This is a genomic window from Sagittula sp. NFXS13, from assembly GCF_040148795.1.
GTDB classification, from domain to species: Bacteria; Pseudomonadota; Alphaproteobacteria; order Rhodobacterales; family Rhodobacteraceae; genus Sagittula; species Sagittula marina.
Genome location: NZ_JAGEMH010000011.1, coordinates 77,822 through 97,815, shown reverse-complemented (window position 1 = coordinate 97,815; position 19,994 = coordinate 77,822). Strand labels below are relative to the sequence as shown.

Sequence of the window (19,994 nt, the reverse complement as noted above, 5' to 3'; positions counted from 1 at the left end):
CCGACTCACCTTGGGGCGGATGCCCGGATTTGGGAAGGTCGGGGAAATCCCCGACCTACACCGATTTTCAGAACGAGTCTTCCAGCTTCTTGGCCAGATCCTCGATGTTGTCCGGCGGCCAGTCCTCGACGTCCATGCCGAGGTGCAGGCCCATACCGGACAGCACTTCCTTGATCTCGTTCAGCGACTTGCGGCCGAAGTTCGGGGTGCGGAGCATCTCGGCTTCGGTCTTTTGGATCAGGTCGCCAATATAAACGATGTTGTCGTTCTTCAAGCAGTTCGCAGAACGCACGGACAGTTCCAGCTCGTCCACTTTCTTCAGCAGAAGCGGGTTGAACTCGAGACCATCTTCGTCGTCCTGACGGGTTGCTGCTTCCGGCTCGTCGAAGTTGACGAAGATCGACAGCTGGTCCTGCAGGATGCGCGCCGCGTAGGCAATCGCGTCTTCCGGCGTCACCGACCCGTCGGTTTCGATCTTCAGCGTCAGCTTGTCGTAGTCCAGAACCTGGCCTTCACGCGTGGGCTGAACGTCGTAAGCGACCTTCTTGACCGGGGAGTAGATGGCGTCGATCGGGATAAGACCGATGGGCGCATCTTCCGGCTTGTTCTTGTCGGCGGCAACGTAGCCTTTGCCGGTGTTCACGGTAAATTCCATGTACACTTCGGCACCTTCGTCCACGTGACAGATCACGTGATCACGGTTCAGGATCTCGATGCCGTTGGATTCCTGGATGTCACCTGCGGTGACAACGCCCGGACCTTTGGCGGAAACGGACAGACGCTTGGGCCCTTCCACTTCCATCTTCAGAGCGACCTGCTTGAGGTTCAGGATGATGTCTGTGACGTCTTCACGCACACCGGCCACCGACGAGAACTCGTGCAGGACGTTGTCGATCTGAACGCTCGTGATTGCCGCGCCTTGCAGCGAGGACAGCAGCACGCGACGCAGCGCGTTGCCGAGTGTCAGACCAAAGCCGCGCTCCAGCGGTTCTGCGACACAGGTAGCCTGACGCGACGGATCGGCGCCCGGCTTGATTTCAAGCTGGGTCGGCTTGATCAGTTCTGCCCAATTCTTGTGGATCATGCAGTTCCCTCCATACCTGCCGGTTCCCCATGTCCAATAGGAGCCGACGCCCGAGGTTTCGAAAACGACAGAACGAGGCAGGGCACAGGGCCCCGCCTCGTCCAGTAATCAATGTCGATCAGACGCGGCGACGCTTCGGGGGGCGGCAGCCGTTGTGCGCGATCGGTGTCACGTCGCGGATGGACGTGATGTTGAAGCCTGCAGCAGCCAGCGCGCGCAGCGCGGACTCACGACCCGAACCCGGGCCCTGCACTTCAACTTCCAGCGTTTTCACGCCGTGTTCTTGTGCTTTCTTGCCTGCGTCTTCGGCGGCGAGCTGAGCTGCGTAAGGAGTCGACTTGCGCGAACCCTTGAAGCCCATGGTGCCAGCGGAGGACCATGCAATTGCGTTGCCCTGAACGTCGGAGATCAGGATTTTGGTGTTGTTGAAAGTCGAGTTCACATGTGCAACGCCAGCTGCAATGTTCTTGGAGACCTTCTTCTTGCCACCACGGCGAGTATCACGTGCCATTGGTCGTTATCTCCCTTACTTCTTCTTGCCGGCAATGGCCTTTGCAGGGCCTTTGCGCGTACGAGCGTTGGTGTGTGTCCGCTGGCCGCGAACGGGGAGGTTACGACGGTGGCGCAGGCCACGGTAGCAGCCAAGATCCATCAGACGCTTCACGTTCATCTGGACTTCGCGACGCAGGTCACCTTCGACGGTGAAGTTCGCGTCGATGTGCTCGCGGATTGCGAGAACTTCGGCGTCCGAGAGTTCGTTGATGCGGCGGGTCTGGTCAATGTTTACCGCTTCGCAGATCTGCTGAGCGGAGGTGTGACCGATTCCGGTGATATAGGTCAGCGCGATCGGAACGCGCTTGGCAGTCGGGAGGTTGACGCCGGCAATACGAGCCAAGTCTCTTATCCTTTCGTTGCGAGCCCGTCACTCCGGGCCCTTTTTTCACAACATGAGCCCGGCGCAATGCGTCCGGGCTGTCCGTCATATCTCAGGTGATCTGTCGTTGTCGGGGCGGCACGAAGCCGACACGATTCGGACGGTCTCCCTAGCGGGATGGGGCTAACTAAGGGCGCAAGGCCGCGAGGTCAACCCCATGAACTCGACTGTCAAGCAAGTTCTCCGTCCAATACACAAATGTCTCAGCCGACGCGGTAATTTCCAACCCGGATCAACGAAGGATCCAGCCCCGTCACACCGCTGAACCTTGCAACCGTCCGCGCGTCCACGCTGACTACGGAATCGCCGTCCGCCTCGGTGACGCTGACAGTGTAATCAACTGACGCCTGGGGTACATCGGTCTGGACGTAGATCATAAGGTCGTCCTCCGCCGCGTCGAAGTCACTGACCACCACCGGGTCCACGTCGCCGGTCGGCAGGTAGATCCCGAAGAAATCCGACCCTTCGCCACCCGATAGCGTGTCGCCATCGTCGCCCATCACCACATCATTGCCGAAGCCACCGTAAACCATGTCCGGCTCGCCGCGGCCCGTGAGGTCGCGGGCCGTCAGATAGTCGTCGCCAGCATCGCCGCGCAGCGTGTCAGACCCGATCTGGCTGTAGATCACGTCATTGCCAGAGCCACCGCGGATGAAGTCGTCGCCTGCGTCCTCGTTCTCGAAAATCGGTGTGTAGAAGTCGTCGCCACCGCCCATGAAAATAGTGTCATCGCCTTCCCAGGCGTAGAAATCCTCATCATCGTCACCGCCGGTGATACGGTCGGCGTTCTCGGTGCCCAGCGTCGGGTAGATCGGCCCGCTCTGCAGGGAGGCCAGCAGGTCCATGTAGTCCCCGCGGTCCTCGATGGGTGCGCCATAGTTATCCTCGAGATCCTCGGCCACATCGGAGAAGCTCGGGTAGCCGATGCTGCCACTGTATTCGAGGTCATCGGAGTCGATCGGTTCATCTCGGACGTAAAGCTCTTCCGTGGCCTCCAGCGATGGTCCCACGTCGCGCGCCGCGTCTTCCTCCGAGGACGCGGAGTCGTCATCGCTGTCGAAGACACCACCGACAACGAGGCCGAGCAGTCCAAACCCAAGCAGTATCGCAATCATTCCAGCCCTCAAAACGCATCGGGCAGAGTCTCCGCCCGTTAAAATGCTATTTAGCGGCAACAGAACCGGCGCTCGCAACAAAATGCGACAGAAACACGGCGTTTCCAAAACGAAAACGGCGCCGCACATGCGACGCCGTAAACATAAATTTCGAAGCGATCAGGAGTCGAGCTTCTCGGCGATGGCGTCCTTGATCTCGGAGATCTCGCCAAGGCCATCAACACGACAATGGTCGCCCGAGTGATAGTAGTAACCGATCAGCGGCGCGGTCTGCTTGTAATACGCCATCAACCGGGTGCGCAGGCTTTCCGCGTTATCATCGGAGCGGCGCTTGAACTCGGTGCCACCACATTTCGTGCACTTGCCATCGGCCGGGATCGGCTTGGTGATGTCGTTGTAGACCTCACCGCAATCGCCACAAGTAGAGCGCGCCGTGATGCGCTTGACCAGCGTCTCGTCCTCGACACGCAGTTCCACCACCTTGTCGAGCGTCTGGCCGACCTCCTTGAGCAGTTCACCCAGCGCATCGGCTTGTTTCAGCGTGCGTGGGAAACCGTCAAAGATAAAGCCGTTGCCCGACGAGCCCGTCAGCTTTTCGCGAATCAGGCCGATCACGATGTCGTCGGTGACGAGGTCGCCCCGCGCCATGACGTCCGCGACCTTGTTGCCCATTTCGGTGCCGCTGTCCTTGGCTTCGCGGAGCATGTCCCCGGTGGAGAGCTGCTCCATGCCACGTTCTTCGACCAGGATACGGGCCTGTGTCCCTTTACCCGCCCCCGGGGGGCCTATCAGAATAATATTCATCGACGCGCCGGTCCTCCCCGTTTCTTACGTGCCTTACCCTTACCACTCAGCTTGGATTTCTGGATAAGACCTTCGTATTGATGCGCCAGAAGGTGGCTTTGCACCTGCTGGATCGTATCCATTGTCACGGACACGACAATCAGCACAGAGGTCCCGCCAAAGTAGAACGGAATGTTCAGCTGAGTGCGCAGGATTTCCGGCAGCAGCGCAACCGCCGCCAGATAAAGCGAGCCGACCACCAGAATGCGGTTCACCACATATTCGAGGTAATCGGCGGTTTTCTTGCCCGGACGAATGCCGGGAACAAAGCCATTTTGGTTCTTCAGGTTGTCCGCGACGTCGTCCGGCTTGAACGACACGTTGAACGTATAGAAGTAGGCGAAGAAGATGATCATCCCGCCAAAGAACGCCAGGTACAGCGGCTGACCCGGACCAAAGTAGGCAAGGATCGTCGCCATCACCGGGCTGGTGCCTTCACCGCCGGAGAAGGTCGAGATCGTCACCGGCAGCAGCAGAAGCGAGGAGGCGAAGATCGCCGGGATCACGCCCGCCGGGTTCACCTTGACCGGCAGATGCGACTGCTGGGCTTCGGTCATTTTCATGCCGACCTGACGGCGTGGATACTGAATGGTGATCTTGCGCAAGGCGCGCTCCATGAACACCACGAAGGCGATCACCGCGATGACCATGATGATCACCCCCACGATCACGGCGGGGCTGATGGCGCCAGAGCGACCGGAGGCAAAGAACTGCGCCAGAGCGGCGGGCAGCTCGGCCACGATGCCGACGAAGATGATCAGGGAAATGCCGTTGCCGACGCCGCGTGCGGTGATCTGCTCACCCAGCCACATCAGGAACATCGTGCCGCCGACCAGCGTGATCACGCAGGATGCACGGAAATACCAGCCGGGGTCGGTGACAAGGTCGCCCCCCTCAAGGCTGGCCGCCAGACCGTAGGCCTGCAACGTCGCCAGCACCACCGTGCCGTAGCGCGTGTACTGGTTGATCTTCTTGCGGCCTTGTTCGCCCTCTTTCTTGAGCTGCTCCAGCGACGGCACCATGGCCGTCAGAAGCTGCACCATGATTGAGGCGGAGATGTAGGGCATGATGCCCAAAGCAAAGATCCCCATGCGTCCCAGCGCACCGCCGGTGAACATCGAAACAATGCCTGCAACGCCCGTGCTCGCCTGTTCGACGAACTCACGCAGCGCCGTACCGTCAATGCCCGGAACCGGAATATACGTGCCGAGGCGATATACGACCAGCAGTCCGAGGGTAAAGAAGATGCGGTTGCGCAGGTCGGTTGCTTTGCCAAGCGCCGCCCAACTGGTGTTGGCGGCCATTTGCTCTGCTGCGGATACCATGCGGATCTCTCTTATCAGGCAAACGCCGCCAAGACGGTTTTCCGTCTGGCGGCGCTCAAGGAAAACTGTGGGCTATGTAAGCGGCTGAGGCGCCGCTCACAAGGCGATTCAAGCGCCAGTGCCCGAGGCGTTACTCGGCTGCCGCGGTGGTCAGCTTGCCGCCGGCCTTTTCGACCGCTTCGACAGCGGACTTCGATGCGCCGGTGACGGTGATCGTCAGGGCACCGGTTGTCTCACCTTTGGCGAGAACGCGGATGCCGTCAAGCTTGCGGCGCACGAGGCCCGAGGTCACCAGAGTTTCTTCGGTGATGTTGCCGGCGTCCAGCTTGCCCGCGTCGACGAATTTCTGGATCAGGCCCAGGTTGACGACAGCGTAGGACAGGCGGTTCGGCTTGGTGAAGCCGCGCTTGGGCAGACGTTGGTAGAGCGGCATCTGGCCACCCTCGTAGCCATTGATTGCCACACCCGAACGGGATTTCTGACCTTTGATACCACGGCCACCCATCTTACCACGGCCTGAGCCGGGACCACGGGCGATGCGCTGCTTGCGCTTGGTTGCGCCGGGATTGTCGCGCAGTTCATTCAGTTTCATGTCGCTTCTCCATTGCCGGATGTGACCCTCGAAGCGTGAACGGGTCAACCACGGCTTTTCTTGGTTGTTGAGTCGGGGACCGCTCCAAAACGGATTTTGGGATTCGGGCCACCGGGGGCGTATAACGGCGCTTGTGCGTTCGATCAAGTGCTGTTCCTGAATGGCCCGTGATCGTCCGAACACCTCCCCGACGCAAGCCCATATAAAGGAAGTGATCTGCCCTGCCCTTTTCAAAGTCACAGTATCAGGCTGAACACTGTCGCAAAACCTGTCGCTGCCGGGCTAGACGCAGATGCTGCCCTGCGGCAAAGGGACATCGAATCCACCCACAACCACGAAAGGACCGCGCCATGATCGACCTGAACCTCCCTTTGTGGTGCGGCCTGATTTCCGGCGCGCTGAGTGCGGTGGCGTTTCTGCCCTATACATATGCCACGCTCAAAGGCCGCTGCCGCCCGCAACGCGCAAGCTGGTTGATCTGGATGGTTCTCGGTTCCATCAGCCTGTTCTCGCAGTGGGTTGAAGGCGCGCAAGCCTCGCTGTGGTTCGCAGCCGTCCAGGTGATGGGCGCCGGTCTGGTGGCGATATTGTCGATTCGCCATGGCGCCGGCAGCTTTGTGTCGAGACAGGACGGCGCCATCCTGACGCTGGCGGGCGCGGGGCTGGTGACATATTTCCTGACGGACACGGCGGCCTATGCGCTGGCAATCACCATCGCTATCTCGGCGCTCGGCGGCGTGGCAACGGTGATCAAAGCGTTCAATGCCCCCGATTCCGAAGCAATCTCCGCGTGGGTCGCGGGCACTGTCGGGTCCTTCTTTGCCATCCTCGCGGTGATCCCACCTGTGCCACTATTGCTCGCCTACCCCGTCTATATGCTGGGCATGAACGGCGCGGTGGTCATCGCCATCTTGTGGGGGCGCAACCGTCGCAATCGCAGCTGCTTGCCCGGCGGTATTGCCTGGTGACTTTCGGGGGCATCAGACGGTGCCCCCACACCTGCTTGCGAACACCATTGACTTCTGCGCTGCAGCGCGATAGGTGGGGCCCAGCCGTATCCGCCGCGTGAGTGGAACGCTGGGCGCCTACGTGTCCACCGGCTGCACCTCCCGAATATGACCCCACATCACGCATGGGTTCAGACCCGCAACAGGCTTTTCGGCACACGGTCGGATGCCTTCTTCTGCGGTCCCCTTGCGTCCGCGCGATCCACGCGCCGGGCCATAACGCGCCTCTTGGCGTTGTAAGGATATACTTTTGGATTTTGACATGCTGGGGCTTCCGTCCCGTCTTCAGGCGAACCTCGCCGAACTGAACATCACCGAACCGACACCGATCCAGACGCAGGCGATCCCGCACGCGATGAATGGCCGTGACGTCATGGGCCTGGCCCAGACCGGCACAGGCAAAACCGCCGCATTCGGCCTGCCCCTTCTCGCCGCACTGCTGCGCATGGAAGGCAAGCCCGAGCCGAAAACCGTGCGCGGCCTGATCCTTGCGCCGACCCGTGAGCTGGCCAAGCAGATCGTCGACAACCTGCGCGACTATGCCGCCGGGACACAGGTCCGTATCGGCATCGTCACCGGCGGTGTCTCCATCTCCGGTCAGGAAAACCGTCTGGCGCGGGGCTCTGACCTTGTGGTTGCGACGCCCGGTCGCCTGCTGGACCTGATGGAACGTCGTTCCATCCGTCTCGACGCGACGAAATTCCTTGTGCTGGACGAAGCGGACCAGATGCTGGACCTCGGCTTCATCCACGCGCTGCGCAAGATCGCCAAGGCGCTGCCGAAGACCCGTCAGACCATGCTGTTCTCGGCCACCATGCCGAAGCAGATGGCAGAAATCGCCTCCGCCTACCTCGAAGATCCGATCCGCGTCGAAGTGTCCCCTCCGGGCAAGCCGATCGAACGCATCGACCAGTCGGTCCACTTCGTTGAGCAGTCCCGCAAGATGGAGCTTCTGCTGGAGCACCTCGGCGCGCACCGCGAAGAGCTGGCGCTGGTCTTTTCCCGCACCAAGCACGGTGCAGAGAAGATGAAGAAAACGCTCGAAGCGCGTGGCTTTGCCGCGGGTTCGATCCACGGCAACAAGAGCCAGGGGCAGCGTGATCGCGCGCTCAAGGCGTTCCGCGAAGGCGAGCTGAAGGTTCTGGTTGCCACGGATGTTGCGGCGCGCGGCATCGACATCCCGGCCGTGCGGCACGTCTACAACTACGACTTGCCGAACGTTGCGGACAACTATGTGCACCGTATTGGCCGGACGGCCCGCGCAGGCCGTGAAGGCTCCGCGATTGCCTATTGCGCCCCCGACGAGATGGGCGAATTCCGCGCCATCGAAAAGGTCATGGGTCGCACGATCGACGTCGCCGGCGGCACAGCCTGGGAAGGTGTTCCCAAGAAGAAGCCGAACCGTGGTGGCGGCGGCGGTGGCGGTGCAGGCCGTGGTCGCCGGTCTGGTGGCGGTGGCAACGGTGGCGGTGGTTTCCGCTCCGAAGGCGCGCCCAAGTCCTCGCGTCCGCCAAAGCGTAATCGTCGCTCCAAAGCGGCCTGAGGGCTGTCGCCGCGCTGATGTGCGGCCAGCAAATGGATAACGAGATGGCGCGGGCACTTAGTGTCCGCGCCATTTTCTTTGGAATGGGCGTCGGAGCGTGGCTTGAGACATGCTGTTAAAGCCAAAGGGCCGCCAAGACAGGCGGCCCTTCTCCAATCTTGGTGATCGTCAGCCCAGTTCGCCTGGCTTGTACCAATCGCCAATCTTCACCTCTGACACATCGCCGACCATGTCCGCGTAGGCTTCGGGATCTTGCGTGCCGCCATCACGGCCACGGAAGTGATACGGGTAGACCACTTTCGGCTCGAAGGCCTTGGTGGCATCGGCAGCTTGTTCGGCAGTCATGGTAAACGGCAGGTTCATGCACAGGAAAGCCACGTCGATGCCTTCCAGTGCTTCCATCTCGGGCGTCGGTTCGGTGTCGCCGGAGATATACATCTTGAAGTCGCCCATGGTCAGCACGTAGCCATTGTCCCGCCCCTCGGGGTGGTAGTTCAAGCGGTCTTCGGTGGTGTTGTGCGCCGGGATGGCGTCGATGGTCAGATCGCCGAACGTCTTGGAGTCCCCATTGGCCATCGCCTCTGCGCTGCCTTTGATGTCTTCTTCGAGCATGTCGTAGACAGCGGGGTTTGTGTAGACCGCAACCGGCTTGTCTGTCGGCTTCAGCGCGGTGAGGGTTTCGGCGTTGTAGTGATCGCCGTGCTCATGCGTGATCAAGATCAGGTCAGGCGCTGGCATGCCCTCGTATTCCGATGCCTCTCCAACCGGATCGACATAGATCACGCCGACGGGCGTTTCCATCACGATAGAGGCATGGTGTACCGGATGAATGGTCACGTTGCCCATCTCGGTCTCAAACGTGTCGCCCATATGCGCCTCTGCGCGGGCGGCGAAGGGGATCACTGTGACCGCGCCCATGGCGGCAGCAGTGTGGAGGAACGTGCGGCGATTGATCGTCATTGTAGTCTCCCGGTTTTGTCTCGCAGTGGATGGTAGGCTCACTGGGGCACAGGGCAACGATTCTACGCATGAAGACCGGGCGCATCGGGGTCACGGCCCATGATCTCAGCCAAATGTGAGCGGCCGTGATCGAGCACAGGCCGCTTGCCCGTCGGCCGCCACGCCGGTGACAGGACAAAGAAAACGCCCCCTGACCGTGTCAGAGGGCGTTTCCAATTCAGATCCGTAAAAGAGGCTTAGCTGCGCTCTTCGACGATTTCCACAAGGTGCGGGATCTTGTTGATCATGCCGCGCACGGAGGGGGTATCCTCCAGCTCGCGGGTCCGGTGCATCTTGTTCAGGCCCAGACCAATCAGGGTCTTGCGCTGAATTTCGGGGCGACGGATCGGGGAACCGATCTGCTTCACAACGATAGTTGCCATGTGACTCAGGCCTCCTCGGCGATCTGGCTGGATTCCTGCGGCGCTTCATCACGCTTGGGCAGAATGTCAGCAACTTTCTTACCACGACGCTGAGCGACGTTGCGCGGCGACTGCTGGTTGCGCAGGCCGTCGAGTGTCGCGTGGATCATGGCGTAAGGGTTCTGGGAGCCGGTCGACTTTGCGACAACGTCCTGAACGCCCAGCATTTCGAACACGGCACGCATCGGACCACCGGCGATGATACCAGTACCCTGAGGCGCGGTGCGCATGACGACGTTCCCTGCGCCGGCGTGACCTTTCACGTCGTGGTGCAGAGTGCGGCCTTCCTTGAGCGGGACGCGGATCATCTTGCGCTTGGCGGCTTCGGTGGCTTTACGGATGGCCTCGGGGACCTCCTTCGCCTTACCTTTGCCAAAGCCAACGCGGCCCTTCTGGTCGCCCACGACGACAAGAGCGGCGAAGCCAAAGCGCTTACCACCCTTTACGGTCTTGGACACACGGTTGATCGCGACCAGGCGATCTGCGAATTCCGGTGCTTCGTCGCGGTCACGACGGTTGCCCCGGCGGTTATCACGTTCTGCCATTTGGCATTTCCTTAACTTGTGGGCCCAAGAGCCCGTTATCCAATCCAGGTGCCCTCAAGAGCCCGGATCATCGAGGCATCTCTGCCTGCAAAAGAGGGCGCCAAGGCGCCCCCAAAGAGAAATGCGCAGGCCGGGGACATCCCCGACCTGCACGATCCTCAGATCTTCAGACCACCTTCACGGGCAGCGTCGGCCAGAGCCTTCACCTTGCCGTGGAACAGGAAGCCACCGCGGTCGAAGTATGCTTCTTCGACACCGGCTGCCTTGGCGCGCTCGGCAATCGCCGAACCAACCTTGGCCGCTGCTTCTACATTGTTCTTGCCGACCATGCCGAGGCTGGGCTCCATCGTGGAAGCTGCGGCAAGGGTCTTGCCTGCAACGTCGTCGATAAGCTGCACCGAGATGTTCTTGTTCGAACGGTGAACCGAAAGGCGAACGCGACCAGCGTTGACCTTGCGGAGTTTGTTCCGGACGCGCAGACGGCGCTTGAGGAACAACGTACGTTTGTTGCTTGCCATTTTCCGCGTCCTTACTTCTTCTTGCCTTCCTTCTGGAAGATGTATTCGCCTTTATAGCGGATACCCTTCCCCTTGTACGGCTCCGGACGGCGCCAGTCGCGGATGTTTGCCGCAACTTGACCGACTTCCTGGATGTCGTGGCCCTCGACGATGATCTCGGTGGGCTTCGGAACAGTCACAGTCACACCGTCAGGGATCTGGAAGTCCACGTCGTGCGAGAGGCCGAGGTTCAGCTTCAGGACTTTGCCTGCGAGCTGAGCACGGTAACCAACGCCGTGAATTTCAAGTTCTTTCTTGAAGGTGTTCGAAACGCCATGAACCATGTTGGCCACCACGGTGCGGGACATGCCCCACTGCTGACGAGCACGCTTGGACTTGCCGCGCGGCTCAACAGAGATGGAGTTTTCCTCAACGGTGATGGTCACATCGTCGGTCGCGTTGAAGATCTGAGTGCCCTTCGGGCCCTTGATCTCTACGCTCTGACCGGAGACGCTGGCCGAGACACCCGAAGGCATCTCAATCGGCTTCTTACCAATACGAGACATGTTATCAGGCCTCCTCAGAATACGGTGCAGAGCACTTCGCCGCCAATATTGGCTGCGCGTGCGTTTGCGTCCGACATCACACCTTTGGAGGTGGAGACAATCGACACACCCAGACCCTGACGGACCTGCGGGATGTCATTGACACTCATGTAGACGCGACGACCGGGTTTGGAGACCCGCTTCACTTCGCGAATGACAGGGGTGCCGTCGAAGTACTTCAGGCTGATCTCGAACGCGGGGTGGCCGCGGTCGTCAGTGCTGGACTCGTAGCCACGGATGTAGCCTTCGTCCTTGAGCACGTCCAGAACCCAGCCGCGCAGCTTGGATGCGGGGGTCGACGTGGTCGACTTGCCGCGCATCTGAGCGTTGCGGATACGGGTGAGCATATCGCCGATAGGATCGTTCATCTTATACCCTCCCTTACCAGCTGGATTTCACAACGCCGGGCAGCTTGCCGTTCGAGCCCAGCTCGCGCAGCATGATCCGCGAGATGCGGAGCTTGCGGTAATACGCGTGGGGACGACCAGTGAGCTGGCAGCGGTTGTGCAGACGTGTCGGTGCCGAGTTGCGCGGCAGTTTTGCCAGTTTCAGACGCGCTTTGAAGCGGTCTTCCATCGACTTCGACTCGTCGTTTGCGATTTCTTTCAGTTCGGCACGCTTGGCGGCATACTTTTCCACCAGGCGCTGGCGCTTTTTTTCGCGCTCGATCATGGATTTCTTGGCCATGTCGTTCTCTCCTTACGCCTTAATGAAGGGCATGTTGAACGCGGTCAGCAGGGCTTTCGCCTGTGCATCTGCGCTGTGCTCACCAAAGTCTTTGGCGTTCGTGGTCACGATGATGTCCATGCCCCAAACTTCGTCGACTTTGTCGAATTCGATTTCCGGGAACACGATGTGTTCCTTCATGCCCATGGCAAAGTTGCCACGACCATCGAACGACGGCTTCACACCACGGAAGTCGCGAATACGCGGCATCGCAATGGTGACAAGGCGGTCAAGGAATTCGTACATGCGCACGTCACGCAGAGTGACCTTTGCACCGATGATCATGCCTTCGCGCAGACGGAAGGCTGCGTTCGACTTCTTGGCAACCGTACCGACGGCCTGCTGGCCGGCGATCTTGGTGAGTTCCTCGACGGCGTTCTTTGCCTTCTTGGAATCACGGACCGCTTCGGTGCCGCAACCAATGTTCAGCACGATCTTCTGCAGAGACGGGATCTGCATGTCGTTCGTGTAGCCGAACTGCTCTTTCATCGACGCCTTGATGGTGTCGCGGAACTGAGCCTTCAGACGCGGTGTGTAGTTTGCAGTATCCAGCATCAGATCACGTCTCCCGTGGTCTTGGCGAAGCGGACCTTCTTGTCGTCTTCCATGCGGAAGCCGACGCGGGTTGCCTTGCCGTTTGCATCCACGATGGCCAGGTTCGACAGGTCGATCGGCAGCGCCTTCGGCGTGCGACCACCCTGCGACGTCTGGGACTGACGCACGTGGCGGATTGCGACGTTCACACCGTCAACGATGGCCTTGCCGGCCTTCGGATCGACGGAGGTGATTTCACCGGTCTTGCCCTTGTCCTTACCGGCAAGAACGACGACCTTATCGCCTTTTTTGAGCTTCGCAGCCATCAGAGCACCTCCGGAGCCAGCGAGATGATCTTCATGAAGTTCTTGGCACGCAGCTCACGCACAACCGGTCCGAAGATACGGGTGCCGACCGGCTCGCCATTGTTGCCGAGGATAACGGCGGCGTTGCGGTCGAAACGAATTGCTGTGCCATCTTCACGGCGAACTTCCTTTGCGGTGCGCACGACGACGGCCTTGCGGACGTCACCTTTTTTCACGCGACCACGCGGAATGGCCTCCTTCACCGACACCACGATGATGTCGCCGACAGAGGCATAGCGGCGGTGGGAACCGCCCAGAACCTTGATGCACTGAACTTTCCGGGCTCCGGAGTTGTCAGCGACATCCAGATTTGTCTGCATCTGGATCATTGTTAGTCTCCCGACGTCCCGGACCGCTCTGCAGAGAACATTGGCCCGGGGGTTTCGAATGTAATCAGGGCCTCGACCGAGGCCCCAAAGCGTTTAGTGAGCAGCTTCCGCTTCATGCGCAGCGTCTTCGACCTTCTGAGCTTCTGCGGCAGCTTCTGCGCGCACCTTCTCATGTTCGGCCACCATCTCGTCGTTCATGACTTCCCAGCGCTTCGTCTTGGACTTCGGTGCGCATTCACGAATGAGCACGGAATCGCCAACGTTGAACTGTTCGTTCTCGTCATGCGCGCGGTACTTCTTGGACTTCTTGATCGTCTTCTGAAGCACGGGGTGCTTGAAGCGACGTGTGACGGAAACGGTCACCGTCTGCTTGTTCGCGGTGGAGGTGACGGTGCCGGTAAGGATTCGTTTGGGCATCGATCAGGCCTCCACGGATGCGGCCGCTGTGGCCTTTTCGTTCAAGATGGTCTTGACGCGCGCAACTTCGCGGCGAACCTGACGGATACGCGCGGAGTTTTGCACTTCGCCGGTGGCCATCTGGAAGCGCAGGTTAAACGCTTCTTTCTTCAGCTGGACAAGCTGGTCCCGGAGTTGATCCGGGGTCTTGTCACGGAGGTCTTGGGCGCTCATTGCACCTCTCCTTTTCAATCAACATCACTGGAGGGCCCTTGCCTGCGTTGGCGTGCAAGGTCACCCTGATTCCAGTGGAGTCCGTGGATGAGCGGCCCCTATACGCCCGAATCCCCCATGTGGCAAGGGGTTTGCTGCGGAGATCGGCCATTGATGCATGGCCAGGAGCGCGGCCGAGGGGCGCGGCAGATTCCCCCACCGCGAATCGCGCAAACCGTGATATGGTGCGACATGATACGCACAACCCTGATCCTGCTGGCACTTGCGATCTCTCTTGCGATCTCTCCGGCCATGGCACAGACGGTCAAACCGGATTGCGCCTGCCTGAACCGCGATGGCGTCGAGGTCCCCTTGGGCCAGATCGCTTGCCTGACGGTCAGCGGGCGGAGCTTCACCGCGCGCTGCGCGTCTTCGCAAAACGTGCTGACATGGCGCAAGCTGCATGACGGGTGCCTGTCGGCCCAAATCACGCCGATCCCGGCCAGCTAGGCCCTGTCAGCTATCGAAACGCGACACGCGAAGCCGTGCCAAGTGGCCGTCCCGGATCGCCTGCGGATGAATGGCGCCCAGTTGCGCCGGGATTTCCGGCAGCTCCAGGATTTTTGCAATGGCAAACCGATGCGCGCCGCCGCCATGGCGCAGACATGCCCCGTCGTGCCCGACATGGATCAATGTTGCCCCGTGTTCGCGCCGGTACTGGTAATCCGGCAGCTCTGACATGCGAAGCAAACGGCCCCGATGGCGCGCCTCCGCGAAGATGATGTCCAGCCGGGCATAGCGATTCCTGAGATCCGCGAGCGACCGACAGTCGTCCGGGTGCTCCCCTTCCGCGATCTTGCGTGCCATGGACTGAAATTGCGGCGTCTCTTCCCAATCCGCCCCATCAACCCAACGCATGCGACAGCTCTCAAGCTTGGTGTTGCCGACCAAGTCCCTACGCTCCTTGTCCCAGTTCCCGCCAAGGACCTTGCCGCTGATCTGGCGACGCCTGCGGGTGACGATGCTTTTCCCGGCAAGCGATTGCGTCACGTCGCTGGAGGCTGGAAAGATTGCCATATCTGAAAGCGGCGCATCCTCGCCAAAGCGAAACACGTTCCATTTGTCGCGGGCAAACTTGCGTATGACCTGGGCTTCAATCGCGCGCTTCAGATCAAGATAGGGATGGGACAGCTTTTCAATATGCGCCATGGGAACTCCGCCAGATGCGGAGATCATATATTCCGTCACATACCTATTACAATCCTGTGCTTACCCGGCAGATACGTTGGCCAGCTCTTCCTCGAAGCGTTTGCGCAACCCCTTGCGCACCAAAGCGGCTTTTTCCCGCCGGGCTTCGACATTGGTCAGAACCTTGAGCTCCGGGACTTCTGTCGATTTTCCCGCGTCATCCACCGCGACCATCGTGAAGTAGCAGGAATTAGTATGGCGCACCTTGCCGGACCGGATGTCCTCGGCCTCTACGCGGATACCGACTTCCATGGAGGTGCGCCCGGCCGAGTTCACACTGGCGCGGAAGGTCACCAATTCACCGACGTTGATCGGCTCCCGGAACACGACCTGATCCACGGACAAAGTCACGGCATATCGTCCCGAAAACCGCGAGGCGCAGGAAAAGGCGACGCGATCCAGCAGGTTCAACAAAGCGCCCCCGTGAACCTTGCCACTGAAGTTGGCCATATCCGGGGTCATCAACACAGTCATTTCCAGTTTTCGAGAGTCCATCGCCCCGCCCTGCTCGCAGTTTCGTGCGGGGATAACGCATCCTGAGACGCTGGAAAAGCTTTATGCCACGTGGACCTAACCCTGGATCTCGGAAGGCGCGATAGCTGCTGAAACAACCAGCGCAGAGGCGGCATAACCCGTGGCTGCCGGATCTTTGGCAGGATCGGGATTGATCGCTTCCGAGGCTGGAAGCTCGGCACCAAAGCCGGCTATTGCGACCGCCTTATCGTCAGAAAGATCGCCGGTCTCTGAATGTGCGGAGTTGGCCCTGTTCGCACCGACAAATCCAACCCCTGGATCAACACTGGCGAAAACAGTCTGCACCACGGCCGAATAACTGTCTCCCCCGAACAGAGCCGGCTGCGTCTGAACACCCGCCTCTTCCCGCCCCGCGTTGCGCTGCTCTTGCGCGATGAGAGAGGTTAAACGGCCTTGGCTTTCGCCCAAGTGTGGTTCCGCCTTTGCGCCACGACCGGCGGCGTCACCTCATCGCCCCTCGGTTTCCATCACACGCCGATGCGCGTCGCTTTGGCCGTTGATCTGCGCGGATTCACTCATCTTCTTCCCCCGTTTTGCCCACCCCGAGAGGTGTGTAGCATCAGGCGTAAAGACCGCAGCAAGCCCGCGCCGGATTCCGCGCGCAATTCAAGGAAAACTGGGCGAACCTCAGTCGCCCCACTTGTAGTTGAAGCTGACAGAGACGCGCTCGTCGTCCTCCGCCATGTTCATCGGAACCTCGTGGCGCAGCCAGCTTTCCCACAACAGCACGTCGCCCACGTCCGGCTTGACGTAGATGAACGGTTTCAGCCCTTCACGCGCATCTTTGGTCCGCGCCGGGGCGGCCATCATCATCTGCAAGCGCGGATCCTCAAGCTTCAACGCCGACGCCCCCTCCGGCATCGCCACATAGGTCGTGCCGGAAATCACGGAATGCGGATGGATGTGGCTGGAATGGGTCCCGCCGGGCGGAAGGATGTTGATCCAGATGTCTTCCAGCTGGATCTCGCGATCGCCCAAATCGAAATCCAGTTCCGCGACAAAGGCTTTCACATGCGCGTCGAGCACTTTGACCAGATCGGCAAATATCGGAAATCGCCACGGCAGATCGGTGAGCGAAGCGTAGGAGGTATAGCCGGGGTAGCCTTGCGTTTCACACCATTCCTGCCCGGCTTCGTCATCCTCGGCAATGGAATAGCATGACGCTTCCAGCTCCTGCGCATCAACAGTGCCATGTTCTGACAGATGCGCCTGGTACAGTGGCGTGGTGAAAAGTTGGCGAATGCTGGACATGCGAGCCTCCTGTGCTGTGTGCCCTTTGGCCCGGATTACGCTCTGGTTCAAGTGCCGTGCCCCCGAAATTGGATTTGAAACCGCTCGCCGGAATACCAACGCCGAGACGCGGGACGCTCTGGCGGCAAACGACGGGAGCGCGCCCTTGCCCCGCCAAAAAGAAAAACCCCCGATGCTGGACAGCACCGGGGGCTTTGATGTTCAGTCGGAGCGGGCAGGTCGCCCGCCCGGCCATTACCAGTCTTCGCGAACCACGACGCGAGTCTTGATCGGCAGCTTCATCGCGGCCAGACGCAGCGCCTCACGGGCGATGTCCTCGGCGACGCCGTCGATCTCGAACATTACGCGACCGGGCTTCACTTTGCAGACCCAGCGATCCACGGAACCCTTACCTTTACCCATACGAACTTCGATGGGTTTTGCGGTGACGGGCACATCCGGGAAGATGCGGATCCAGACACGGCCCTGACGCTTCATGTGGCGCGTCATGGCACGACGTGCAGCTTCGATCTGGCGCGCGGTGACGCGCTCAGGCTCGAGAGCCTTCAGGCCGTAGGTGCCAAAGTTCAGGTCAGACCCGCCCTTTGCGTCACCCTTGATCCGGCCTTTGAAGGCTTTGCGGAATTTAGTGCGTTTTGGCTGAAGCATGATTACCTCCGGTCATCACGACGACCACCTGCACCGCGAGGTGCTGGGCCATCCTGAATTTCCTGGCTCTTCCGGTCACGAGCAGCAGGATCGTGCTCCATGATCTCGCCTTTGAAGATCCAGACCTTGATACCAATGATGCCGTAAGGCGTGGTCGCCTCGATGTTGGCATAATCGATGTCGGCGCGCAGGGTGTGCAGGGGCACACGGCCTTCGCGGTACCATTCGGTCCGTGCGATTTCTGCGCCGCCCAGACGACCAGCCACGTTCACCCGGATACCCAGGGCGCCCATGCGCATGGCGTTCTGAACCGCACGCTTCATCGCGCGACGGAAGGAGACACGACGTTCCAGCTGCTGAGCGATGGACTCACCAACCAGCGTTGCGTCCAGCTCCGGCTTGCGCACTTCAACGATGTTGAGGTGCAGCTCGCTGTCGGTCATTGCGGCAAGCTTCTTGCGCAGGACTTCGATGTCTGCGCCTTTCTTGCCGATGATGACACCCGGACGTGCGGTGTGAATGGTCACACGGCACTTCTTGTGGGGGCGCTCGATGATGATGCGCGCCACACCGGCTTGCTTGCACTCTTTGTGGATGAAATCGCGGATCGCGAGATCTTCCAGCAGGAGGTCACCGTAGTCCTTGGTGTCCGCGTACCAGCGCGAATCCCAGGTACGGTTCACCTGAAGGCGCATCCCGATCGGATTGGTCTTGTTACCCATTAGGCTTGCTCCTCGACCTGACGCACCAGGATGGTGATTTCCGAGAACGGCTTGTTGATGCGACCGAAACGACCACGGGCCCGCGGGCGACCGCGCTTCATGATCAGGTTCTTACCAACATAGGCCTCGGCGACGATGAGTTCGTCAACGTCCAGACCGTGGTTGTTCTCAGCGTTCGCAATAGCGGACTGAAGGGCCTTTTTCACGTCCACGGCGATCCGCTTCTTGGAGAAGGTGAGGTCCGTCAGGGCCTTTTCCACCTTCTTGCCACGGATCAGCCCGGCGACGAGGTTCAGCTTCTGCGGGCTTGTGCGCAACATGCGCAGCTTGGCCATCGCTTCGTTGTCCGCCACGCGGCGGGGATTTTTATCCTTGCCCATGGCTTACTTCCTCTTGGCTTTCTTGTCCGCCGCGTGACCGTAATAGGTACGGGTCGGGGCGTATTCACCGAACTTCTGGCCGATCATGTCTTCGGACACGTTGACCGGAACATGCTTGTGGCCGTTGTACACACCAAAGGTGAGACCAACGAAGTGCGGCAGGATGGTGGAGCGGCGCGACCAGATCTTGATGACCTCGTTCTTACCGGATTCCTTGGATTTTTCGGCCTTCTTCAAGACATAAGAGTCGACGAAGGGACCTTTCCAAACAGAGCGTGACATATATCAGCGACCCTTTTTCTTGGCGTGGCGCGAGCGAAGAATGAGCTTCTGCGACGCCTTGTTGGTGTTGCGGGTGCGCTTGCCCTTGGTCGGCTTGCCCCAGGGTGTCACCGGGTGACGACCACCGGAGGTCCGGCCTTCACCACCACCGTGCGGGTGGTCGATGGGGTTCATGACGACACCACGGACGGAGGGGCGAATGCCCTTGTGCCGCATGCGGCCCGCTTTACCGAAGTTCTGGTTCGAGTTGTCCGGGTTCGAGACCGCGCCAACCGTTGCCATGCATTCCTGACGCACCAGGCGCAGTTCGCCCGAGGACAGGCGGATCTGAGCGTAGCCACCGTCACGGCCGACGAACTGGGCATAGGTGCCCGCGGCGCGTGCGATCTGGCCGCCCTTGCCGGGCTTCAGCTCGATGTTGTGCACGATGGTACCGATCGGCATGCCGGAGAACGGCATACAGTTGCCCGGCTTCACGTCGGCCTTCGCCGAGGAAACCACCTTGTCACCGATGCCAAGACGCTGCGGTGCGAGGATGTAGGCTTGTTCGCCATCATCGTACTGGATCAGTGCGATGAATGCGGTACGGTTGGGGTCATATTCAATGCGAACCACGATGCCGTTGACATCGAATTTTCCGCGCTTGAAATCAACGATCCGGTAGAGACGCTTTGCGCCACCGCCACGACGGCGGGAGGTGATACGTCCGGTGTTGTTCCGGCCGCCCGATTTCGTCAGACCCTCGGTGAGGGCTTTGACGGGACGTCCTTTGTACAGCTCCGAACGGTCGATCAGCACCAGCCCGCGCTGGCCCGGCGTCGTCGGCTTGTACGACTTGAGTGCCATGCTTTCTGT

At 60.2% G+C, this 19,994-nt stretch carries 30 protein-coding genes and 1 pseudogene; 3 read left to right on the top strand and 28 right to left on the bottom strand.

Translation table 11 applies throughout. From position 1 onward, the window contains the following. Positions 1–67: 67 nt before the first annotated feature. The 7 genes from J4E08_RS18240 to rplO all read right to left on the bottom strand — a co-directional run bounded on the left by J4E08_RS18240 (position 68) and on the right by rplO (position 5,893). Positions 68–1,084, bottom strand: coding sequence for a DNA-directed RNA polymerase subunit alpha (locus tag J4E08_RS18240; RefSeq protein WP_183966694.1), 1,017 nt, complete (start codon positions 1,082–1,084; stop codon positions 68–70). Positions 1,085–1,202: 118 nt separating this feature from the next. Next, positions 1,203–1,595: a 30S ribosomal protein S11 gene (gene rpsK, locus J4E08_RS18235; RefSeq protein ID WP_183966692.1), complete on the bottom strand. Its 393-nt coding sequence runs from the start codon at positions 1,593–1,595 to the stop codon at positions 1,203–1,205. A 15-nt stretch (positions 1,596–1,610) separates the two neighbouring features. Further along, positions 1,611–1,979, bottom strand: a complete 369-nt coding sequence (gene rpsM / locus J4E08_RS18230; RefSeq protein WP_183966690.1) for a 30S ribosomal protein S13 — start codon at positions 1,977–1,979, stop codon at positions 1,611–1,613. Between the two features lie 242 nt (positions 1,980–2,221). Beyond that, positions 2,222–3,133 carry a calcium-binding protein gene (locus tag J4E08_RS18225; RefSeq protein ID WP_349539701.1) on the bottom strand — a complete coding sequence of 304 codons (912 nt, stop codon included), beginning with the start codon at positions 3,131–3,133 and terminating at the stop codon, positions 2,222–2,224. A 159-nt stretch (positions 3,134–3,292) separates the two neighbouring features. Further along, positions 3,293–3,937 carry an adenylate kinase gene (locus tag J4E08_RS18220; protein WP_183966686.1) on the bottom strand — a complete coding sequence of 215 codons (645 nt, stop codon included), beginning with the start codon at positions 3,935–3,937 and terminating at the stop codon, positions 3,293–3,295. Continuing rightward, positions 3,934–5,301, bottom strand: a complete 1,368-nt coding sequence (secY, locus tag J4E08_RS18215) for a preprotein translocase subunit SecY (protein ID WP_183966684.1) — start codon at positions 5,299–5,301, stop codon at positions 3,934–3,936. Before secY ends, J4E08_RS18220 begins: the two co-directional genes overlap by 4 nt. A 130-nt stretch (positions 5,302–5,431) precedes the next feature. Then, positions 5,432–5,893, bottom strand: a complete 462-nt coding sequence (gene rplO, locus J4E08_RS18210; protein ID WP_183966682.1) for a 50S ribosomal protein L15 — start codon at positions 5,891–5,893, stop codon at positions 5,432–5,434. Between the two features lie 350 nt (positions 5,894–6,243). On the opposite strand from rplO, the gene J4E08_RS18205 reads away from it, so the two are divergent. Both J4E08_RS18205 and J4E08_RS18200 read left to right on the top strand, forming a co-directional pair. Then, positions 6,244–6,861, top strand: a complete 618-nt coding sequence (locus tag J4E08_RS18205; RefSeq protein ID WP_349539700.1) for a hypothetical protein — start codon at positions 6,244–6,246, stop codon at positions 6,859–6,861. A gap of 289 nt (positions 6,862–7,150) precedes the next feature. Then, positions 7,151–8,443, top strand: a complete 1,293-nt coding sequence (locus J4E08_RS18200; RefSeq protein ID WP_246429361.1) for a DEAD/DEAH box helicase — start codon at positions 7,151–7,153, stop codon at positions 8,441–8,443. A gap of 168 nt (positions 8,444–8,611) precedes the next feature. On the opposite strand, the gene J4E08_RS18195 is transcribed toward J4E08_RS18200, so the two are convergent. From J4E08_RS18195 to rpmC, 12 genes and pseudogenes are all read right to left on the bottom strand, one after another. After that, positions 8,612–9,403: an MBL fold metallo-hydrolase gene (locus J4E08_RS18195; RefSeq protein ID WP_349539699.1), complete on the bottom strand. Its 792-nt coding sequence runs from the start codon at positions 9,401–9,403 to the stop codon at positions 8,612–8,614. A 236-nt stretch (positions 9,404–9,639) separates the two neighbouring features. Then, complete coding sequence (gene rpmD / locus J4E08_RS18190) at positions 9,640–9,825, bottom strand: 50S ribosomal protein L30 (protein WP_183966676.1); 186 nt, start codon at positions 9,823–9,825, stop codon at positions 9,640–9,642. A gap of 5 nt (positions 9,826–9,830) precedes the next feature. Next, positions 9,831–10,409 carry a 30S ribosomal protein S5 gene (gene rpsE, locus J4E08_RS18185; RefSeq protein WP_183966674.1) on the bottom strand — a complete coding sequence of 193 codons (579 nt, stop codon included), beginning with the start codon at positions 10,407–10,409 and terminating at the stop codon, positions 9,831–9,833. 158 nt (positions 10,410–10,567) lie between these two features. Further along, a complete protein-coding gene (gene rplR / locus J4E08_RS18180; protein WP_183966672.1) occupies positions 10,568–10,927 on the bottom strand; it encodes a 50S ribosomal protein L18 in 360 nt (119 codons plus the stop codon). Positions 10,928–10,938: 11 nt separating this feature from the next. Then, complete coding sequence (gene rplF / locus J4E08_RS18175) at positions 10,939–11,472, bottom strand: 50S ribosomal protein L6 (RefSeq protein ID WP_183966670.1); 534 nt, start codon at positions 11,470–11,472, stop codon at positions 10,939–10,941. Positions 11,473–11,486: 14 nt separating this feature from the next. After that, positions 11,487–11,879 (bottom strand): 30S ribosomal protein S8, encoded by a 393-nt coding sequence (rpsH, locus tag J4E08_RS18170; RefSeq protein ID WP_183966668.1) that lies wholly within the window; start codon positions 11,877–11,879, stop codon positions 11,487–11,489. A gap of 13 nt (positions 11,880–11,892) precedes the next feature. Next, complete coding sequence (gene rpsN / locus J4E08_RS18165; protein WP_183966667.1) at positions 11,893–12,198, bottom strand: 30S ribosomal protein S14; 306 nt, start codon at positions 12,196–12,198, stop codon at positions 11,893–11,895. A gap of 12 nt (positions 12,199–12,210) precedes the next feature. Next, positions 12,211–12,792, bottom strand: a complete 582-nt coding sequence (rplE, locus tag J4E08_RS18160) for a 50S ribosomal protein L5 (protein ID WP_183966666.1) — start codon at positions 12,790–12,792, stop codon at positions 12,211–12,213. Next, complete coding sequence (rplX, locus tag J4E08_RS18155) at positions 12,792–13,097, bottom strand: 50S ribosomal protein L24 (RefSeq protein ID WP_183966665.1); 306 nt, start codon at positions 13,095–13,097, stop codon at positions 12,792–12,794. Before rplX ends, rplE begins: the two co-directional genes overlap by 1 nt. Next, entirely contained in the window at positions 13,097–13,465 is a 369-nt protein-coding gene (rplN, locus tag J4E08_RS18150; protein WP_183966664.1) for a 50S ribosomal protein L14, read from the bottom strand. Before rplN ends, rplX begins: the two co-directional genes overlap by 1 nt. A gap of 195 nt (positions 13,466–13,660) precedes the next feature. Continuing rightward, a pseudogene (gene rpsQ, locus J4E08_RS18145) lies at positions 13,661–13,882 on the bottom strand (30S ribosomal protein S17); the annotation flags it as partial. 3 nt (positions 13,883–13,885) lie between these two features. After that, positions 13,886–14,095: a 50S ribosomal protein L29 gene (gene rpmC, locus J4E08_RS18140; RefSeq protein WP_183966661.1), complete on the bottom strand. Its 210-nt coding sequence runs from the start codon at positions 14,093–14,095 to the stop codon at positions 13,886–13,888. A 231-nt stretch (positions 14,096–14,326) separates the two neighbouring features. Here rpmC and J4E08_RS18135 point away from each other — a divergent pair, with 231 nt between their 5' ends. After that, entirely contained in the window at positions 14,327–14,584 is a 258-nt protein-coding gene (locus J4E08_RS18135) for a hypothetical protein (protein ID WP_349539698.1), read from the top strand. Between the two features lie 6 nt (positions 14,585–14,590). On the opposite strand, the gene J4E08_RS18130 is transcribed toward J4E08_RS18135, so the two are convergent. From J4E08_RS18130 to rplB, 9 genes are all read right to left on the bottom strand, one after another. Beyond that, positions 14,591–15,283, bottom strand: coding sequence for a hypothetical protein (locus J4E08_RS18130; protein ID WP_349539697.1), 693 nt, complete (start codon positions 15,281–15,283; stop codon positions 14,591–14,593). Between the two features lie 60 nt (positions 15,284–15,343). After that, entirely contained in the window at positions 15,344–15,817 is a 474-nt protein-coding gene (locus J4E08_RS18125) for an acyl-CoA thioesterase (RefSeq protein ID WP_349539696.1), read from the bottom strand. A 75-nt stretch (positions 15,818–15,892) separates the two neighbouring features. Next, the gene (locus J4E08_RS18120; protein ID WP_349539695.1) at positions 15,893–16,264 is read right to left on the bottom strand and encodes a hypothetical protein; all 372 of its coding nucleotides are present in this window, start codon (positions 16,262–16,264) and stop codon (positions 15,893–15,895) included. Between the two features lie 219 nt (positions 16,265–16,483). Then, the gene (locus tag J4E08_RS18115) at positions 16,484–17,107 is read right to left on the bottom strand and encodes a 2OG-Fe(II) oxygenase family protein (RefSeq protein ID WP_183966652.1); all 624 of its coding nucleotides are present in this window, start codon (positions 17,105–17,107) and stop codon (positions 16,484–16,486) included. Between the two features lie 234 nt (positions 17,108–17,341). Further along, on the bottom strand, positions 17,342–17,755 hold the full coding sequence (rplP, locus tag J4E08_RS18110) for a 50S ribosomal protein L16 (RefSeq protein WP_183966650.1): 414 nt from the start codon (positions 17,753–17,755) through the stop codon (positions 17,342–17,344). Between the two features lie 2 nt (positions 17,756–17,757). Then, positions 17,758–18,477 (bottom strand): 30S ribosomal protein S3, encoded by a 720-nt coding sequence (gene rpsC / locus J4E08_RS18105; RefSeq protein WP_183966648.1) that lies wholly within the window; start codon positions 18,475–18,477, stop codon positions 17,758–17,760. After that, positions 18,477–18,857, bottom strand: a complete 381-nt coding sequence (rplV, locus tag J4E08_RS18100; RefSeq protein ID WP_183966646.1) for a 50S ribosomal protein L22 — start codon at positions 18,855–18,857, stop codon at positions 18,477–18,479. The genes rpsC and rplV overlap by 1 nt, the downstream gene beginning before the upstream one ends. Before the next feature lie 3 nt (positions 18,858–18,860). Further along, positions 18,861–19,139 (bottom strand): 30S ribosomal protein S19, encoded by a 279-nt coding sequence (gene rpsS, locus J4E08_RS18095; protein ID WP_183966644.1) that lies wholly within the window; start codon positions 19,137–19,139, stop codon positions 18,861–18,863. A 3-nt stretch (positions 19,140–19,142) separates the two neighbouring features. Further along, on the bottom strand, positions 19,143–19,985 hold the full coding sequence (gene rplB / locus J4E08_RS18090) for a 50S ribosomal protein L2 (RefSeq protein ID WP_349539694.1): 843 nt from the start codon (positions 19,983–19,985) through the stop codon (positions 19,143–19,145). Between the last annotated feature and the right edge of the window lie 9 nt (positions 19,986–19,994).

What these genes read in the sequence shown, in the direction of transcription:
- rplN (WP_183966664.1), bottom strand. Translation starts at nt 13,465, where the DNA reads ATGATCCAGATGCAGACAAATCTGGATGTCGCTGACAACTCCGGAGCC.
- J4E08_RS18225 (WP_349539701.1), bottom strand. Translation starts at nt 3,133, where the DNA reads ATGATTGCGATACTGCTTGGGTTTGGACTGCTCGGCCTCGTTGTCGGT.
- rplR (WP_183966672.1), bottom strand. Translation starts at nt 10,927, where the DNA reads ATGGCAAGCAACAAACGTACGTTGTTCCTCAAGCGCCGTCTGCGCGTC.
- rpmD (WP_183966676.1), bottom strand. Translation starts at nt 9,825, where the DNA reads ATGGCAACTATCGTTGTGAAGCAGATCGGTTCCCCGATCCGTCGCCCC.
- rpsN (WP_183966667.1), bottom strand. Translation starts at nt 12,198, where the DNA reads ATGGCCAAGAAATCCATGATCGAGCGCGAAAAAAAGCGCCAGCGCCTG.
- J4E08_RS18240 (WP_183966694.1), bottom strand. Translation starts at nt 1,084, where the DNA reads ATGATCCACAAGAATTGGGCAGAACTGATCAAGCCGACCCAGCTTGAA.
- J4E08_RS18115 (WP_183966652.1), bottom strand. Translation starts at nt 17,107, where the DNA reads ATGTCCAGCATTCGCCAACTTTTCACCACGCCACTGTACCAGGCGCAT.
- rplF (WP_183966670.1), bottom strand. Translation starts at nt 11,472, where the DNA reads ATGTCTCGTATTGGTAAGAAGCCGATTGAGATGCCTTCGGGTGTCTCG.
- J4E08_RS18205 (WP_349539700.1), top strand. Translation starts at nt 6,244, where the DNA reads ATGATCGACCTGAACCTCCCTTTGTGGTGCGGCCTGATTTCCGGCGCG.
- rplB (WP_349539694.1), bottom strand. Translation starts at nt 19,985, where the DNA reads ATGGCACTCAAGTCGTACAAGCCGACGACGCCGGGCCAGCGCGGGCTG.
- J4E08_RS18130 (WP_349539697.1), bottom strand. Translation starts at nt 15,283, where the DNA reads ATGGCGCATATTGAAAAGCTGTCCCATCCCTATCTTGATCTGAAGCGC.
- rpsC (WP_183966648.1), bottom strand. Translation starts at nt 18,477, where the DNA reads ATGGGTAACAAGACCAATCCGATCGGGATGCGCCTTCAGGTGAACCGT.
- rpsK (WP_183966692.1), bottom strand. Translation starts at nt 1,595, where the DNA reads ATGGCACGTGATACTCGCCGTGGTGGCAAGAAGAAGGTCTCCAAGAAC.
- J4E08_RS18195 (WP_349539699.1), bottom strand. Translation starts at nt 9,403, where the DNA reads ATGACGATCAATCGCCGCACGTTCCTCCACACTGCTGCCGCCATGGGC.
- rplE (WP_183966666.1), bottom strand. Translation starts at nt 12,792, where the DNA reads ATGCTGGATACTGCAAACTACACACCGCGTCTGAAGGCTCAGTTCCGC.
- J4E08_RS18125 (WP_349539696.1), bottom strand. Translation starts at nt 15,817, where the DNA reads ATGGACTCTCGAAAACTGGAAATGACTGTGTTGATGACCCCGGATATG.
- rpsE (WP_183966674.1), bottom strand. Translation starts at nt 10,409, where the DNA reads ATGGCAGAACGTGATAACCGCCGGGGCAACCGTCGTGACCGCGACGAA.
- rpsS (WP_183966644.1), bottom strand. Translation starts at nt 19,139, where the DNA reads ATGTCACGCTCTGTTTGGAAAGGTCCCTTCGTCGACTCTTATGTCTTG.
- rplV (WP_183966646.1), bottom strand. Translation starts at nt 18,857, where the DNA reads ATGGGCAAGGATAAAAATCCCCGCCGCGTGGCGGACAACGAAGCGATG.
- J4E08_RS18220 (WP_183966686.1), bottom strand. Translation starts at nt 3,937, where the DNA reads ATGAATATTATTCTGATAGGCCCCCCGGGGGCGGGTAAAGGGACACAG.
- rpmC (WP_183966661.1), bottom strand. Translation starts at nt 14,095, where the DNA reads ATGAGCGCCCAAGACCTCCGTGACAAGACCCCGGATCAACTCCGGGAC.
- secY (WP_183966684.1), bottom strand. Translation starts at nt 5,301, where the DNA reads ATGGTATCCGCAGCAGAGCAAATGGCCGCCAACACCAGTTGGGCGGCG.
- rplO (WP_183966682.1), bottom strand. Translation starts at nt 5,893, where the DNA reads ATGAAACTGAATGAACTGCGCGACAATCCCGGCGCAACCAAGCGCAAG.
- rplX (WP_183966665.1), bottom strand. Translation starts at nt 13,097, where the DNA reads ATGGCTGCGAAGCTCAAAAAAGGCGATAAGGTCGTCGTTCTTGCCGGT.
- rpsH (WP_183966668.1), bottom strand. Translation starts at nt 11,879, where the DNA reads ATGAACGATCCTATCGGCGATATGCTCACCCGTATCCGCAACGCTCAG.
- rplP (WP_183966650.1), bottom strand. Translation starts at nt 17,755, where the DNA reads ATGCTTCAGCCAAAACGCACTAAATTCCGCAAAGCCTTCAAAGGCCGG.
- J4E08_RS18135 (WP_349539698.1), top strand. Translation starts at nt 14,327, where the DNA reads ATGATACGCACAACCCTGATCCTGCTGGCACTTGCGATCTCTCTTGCG.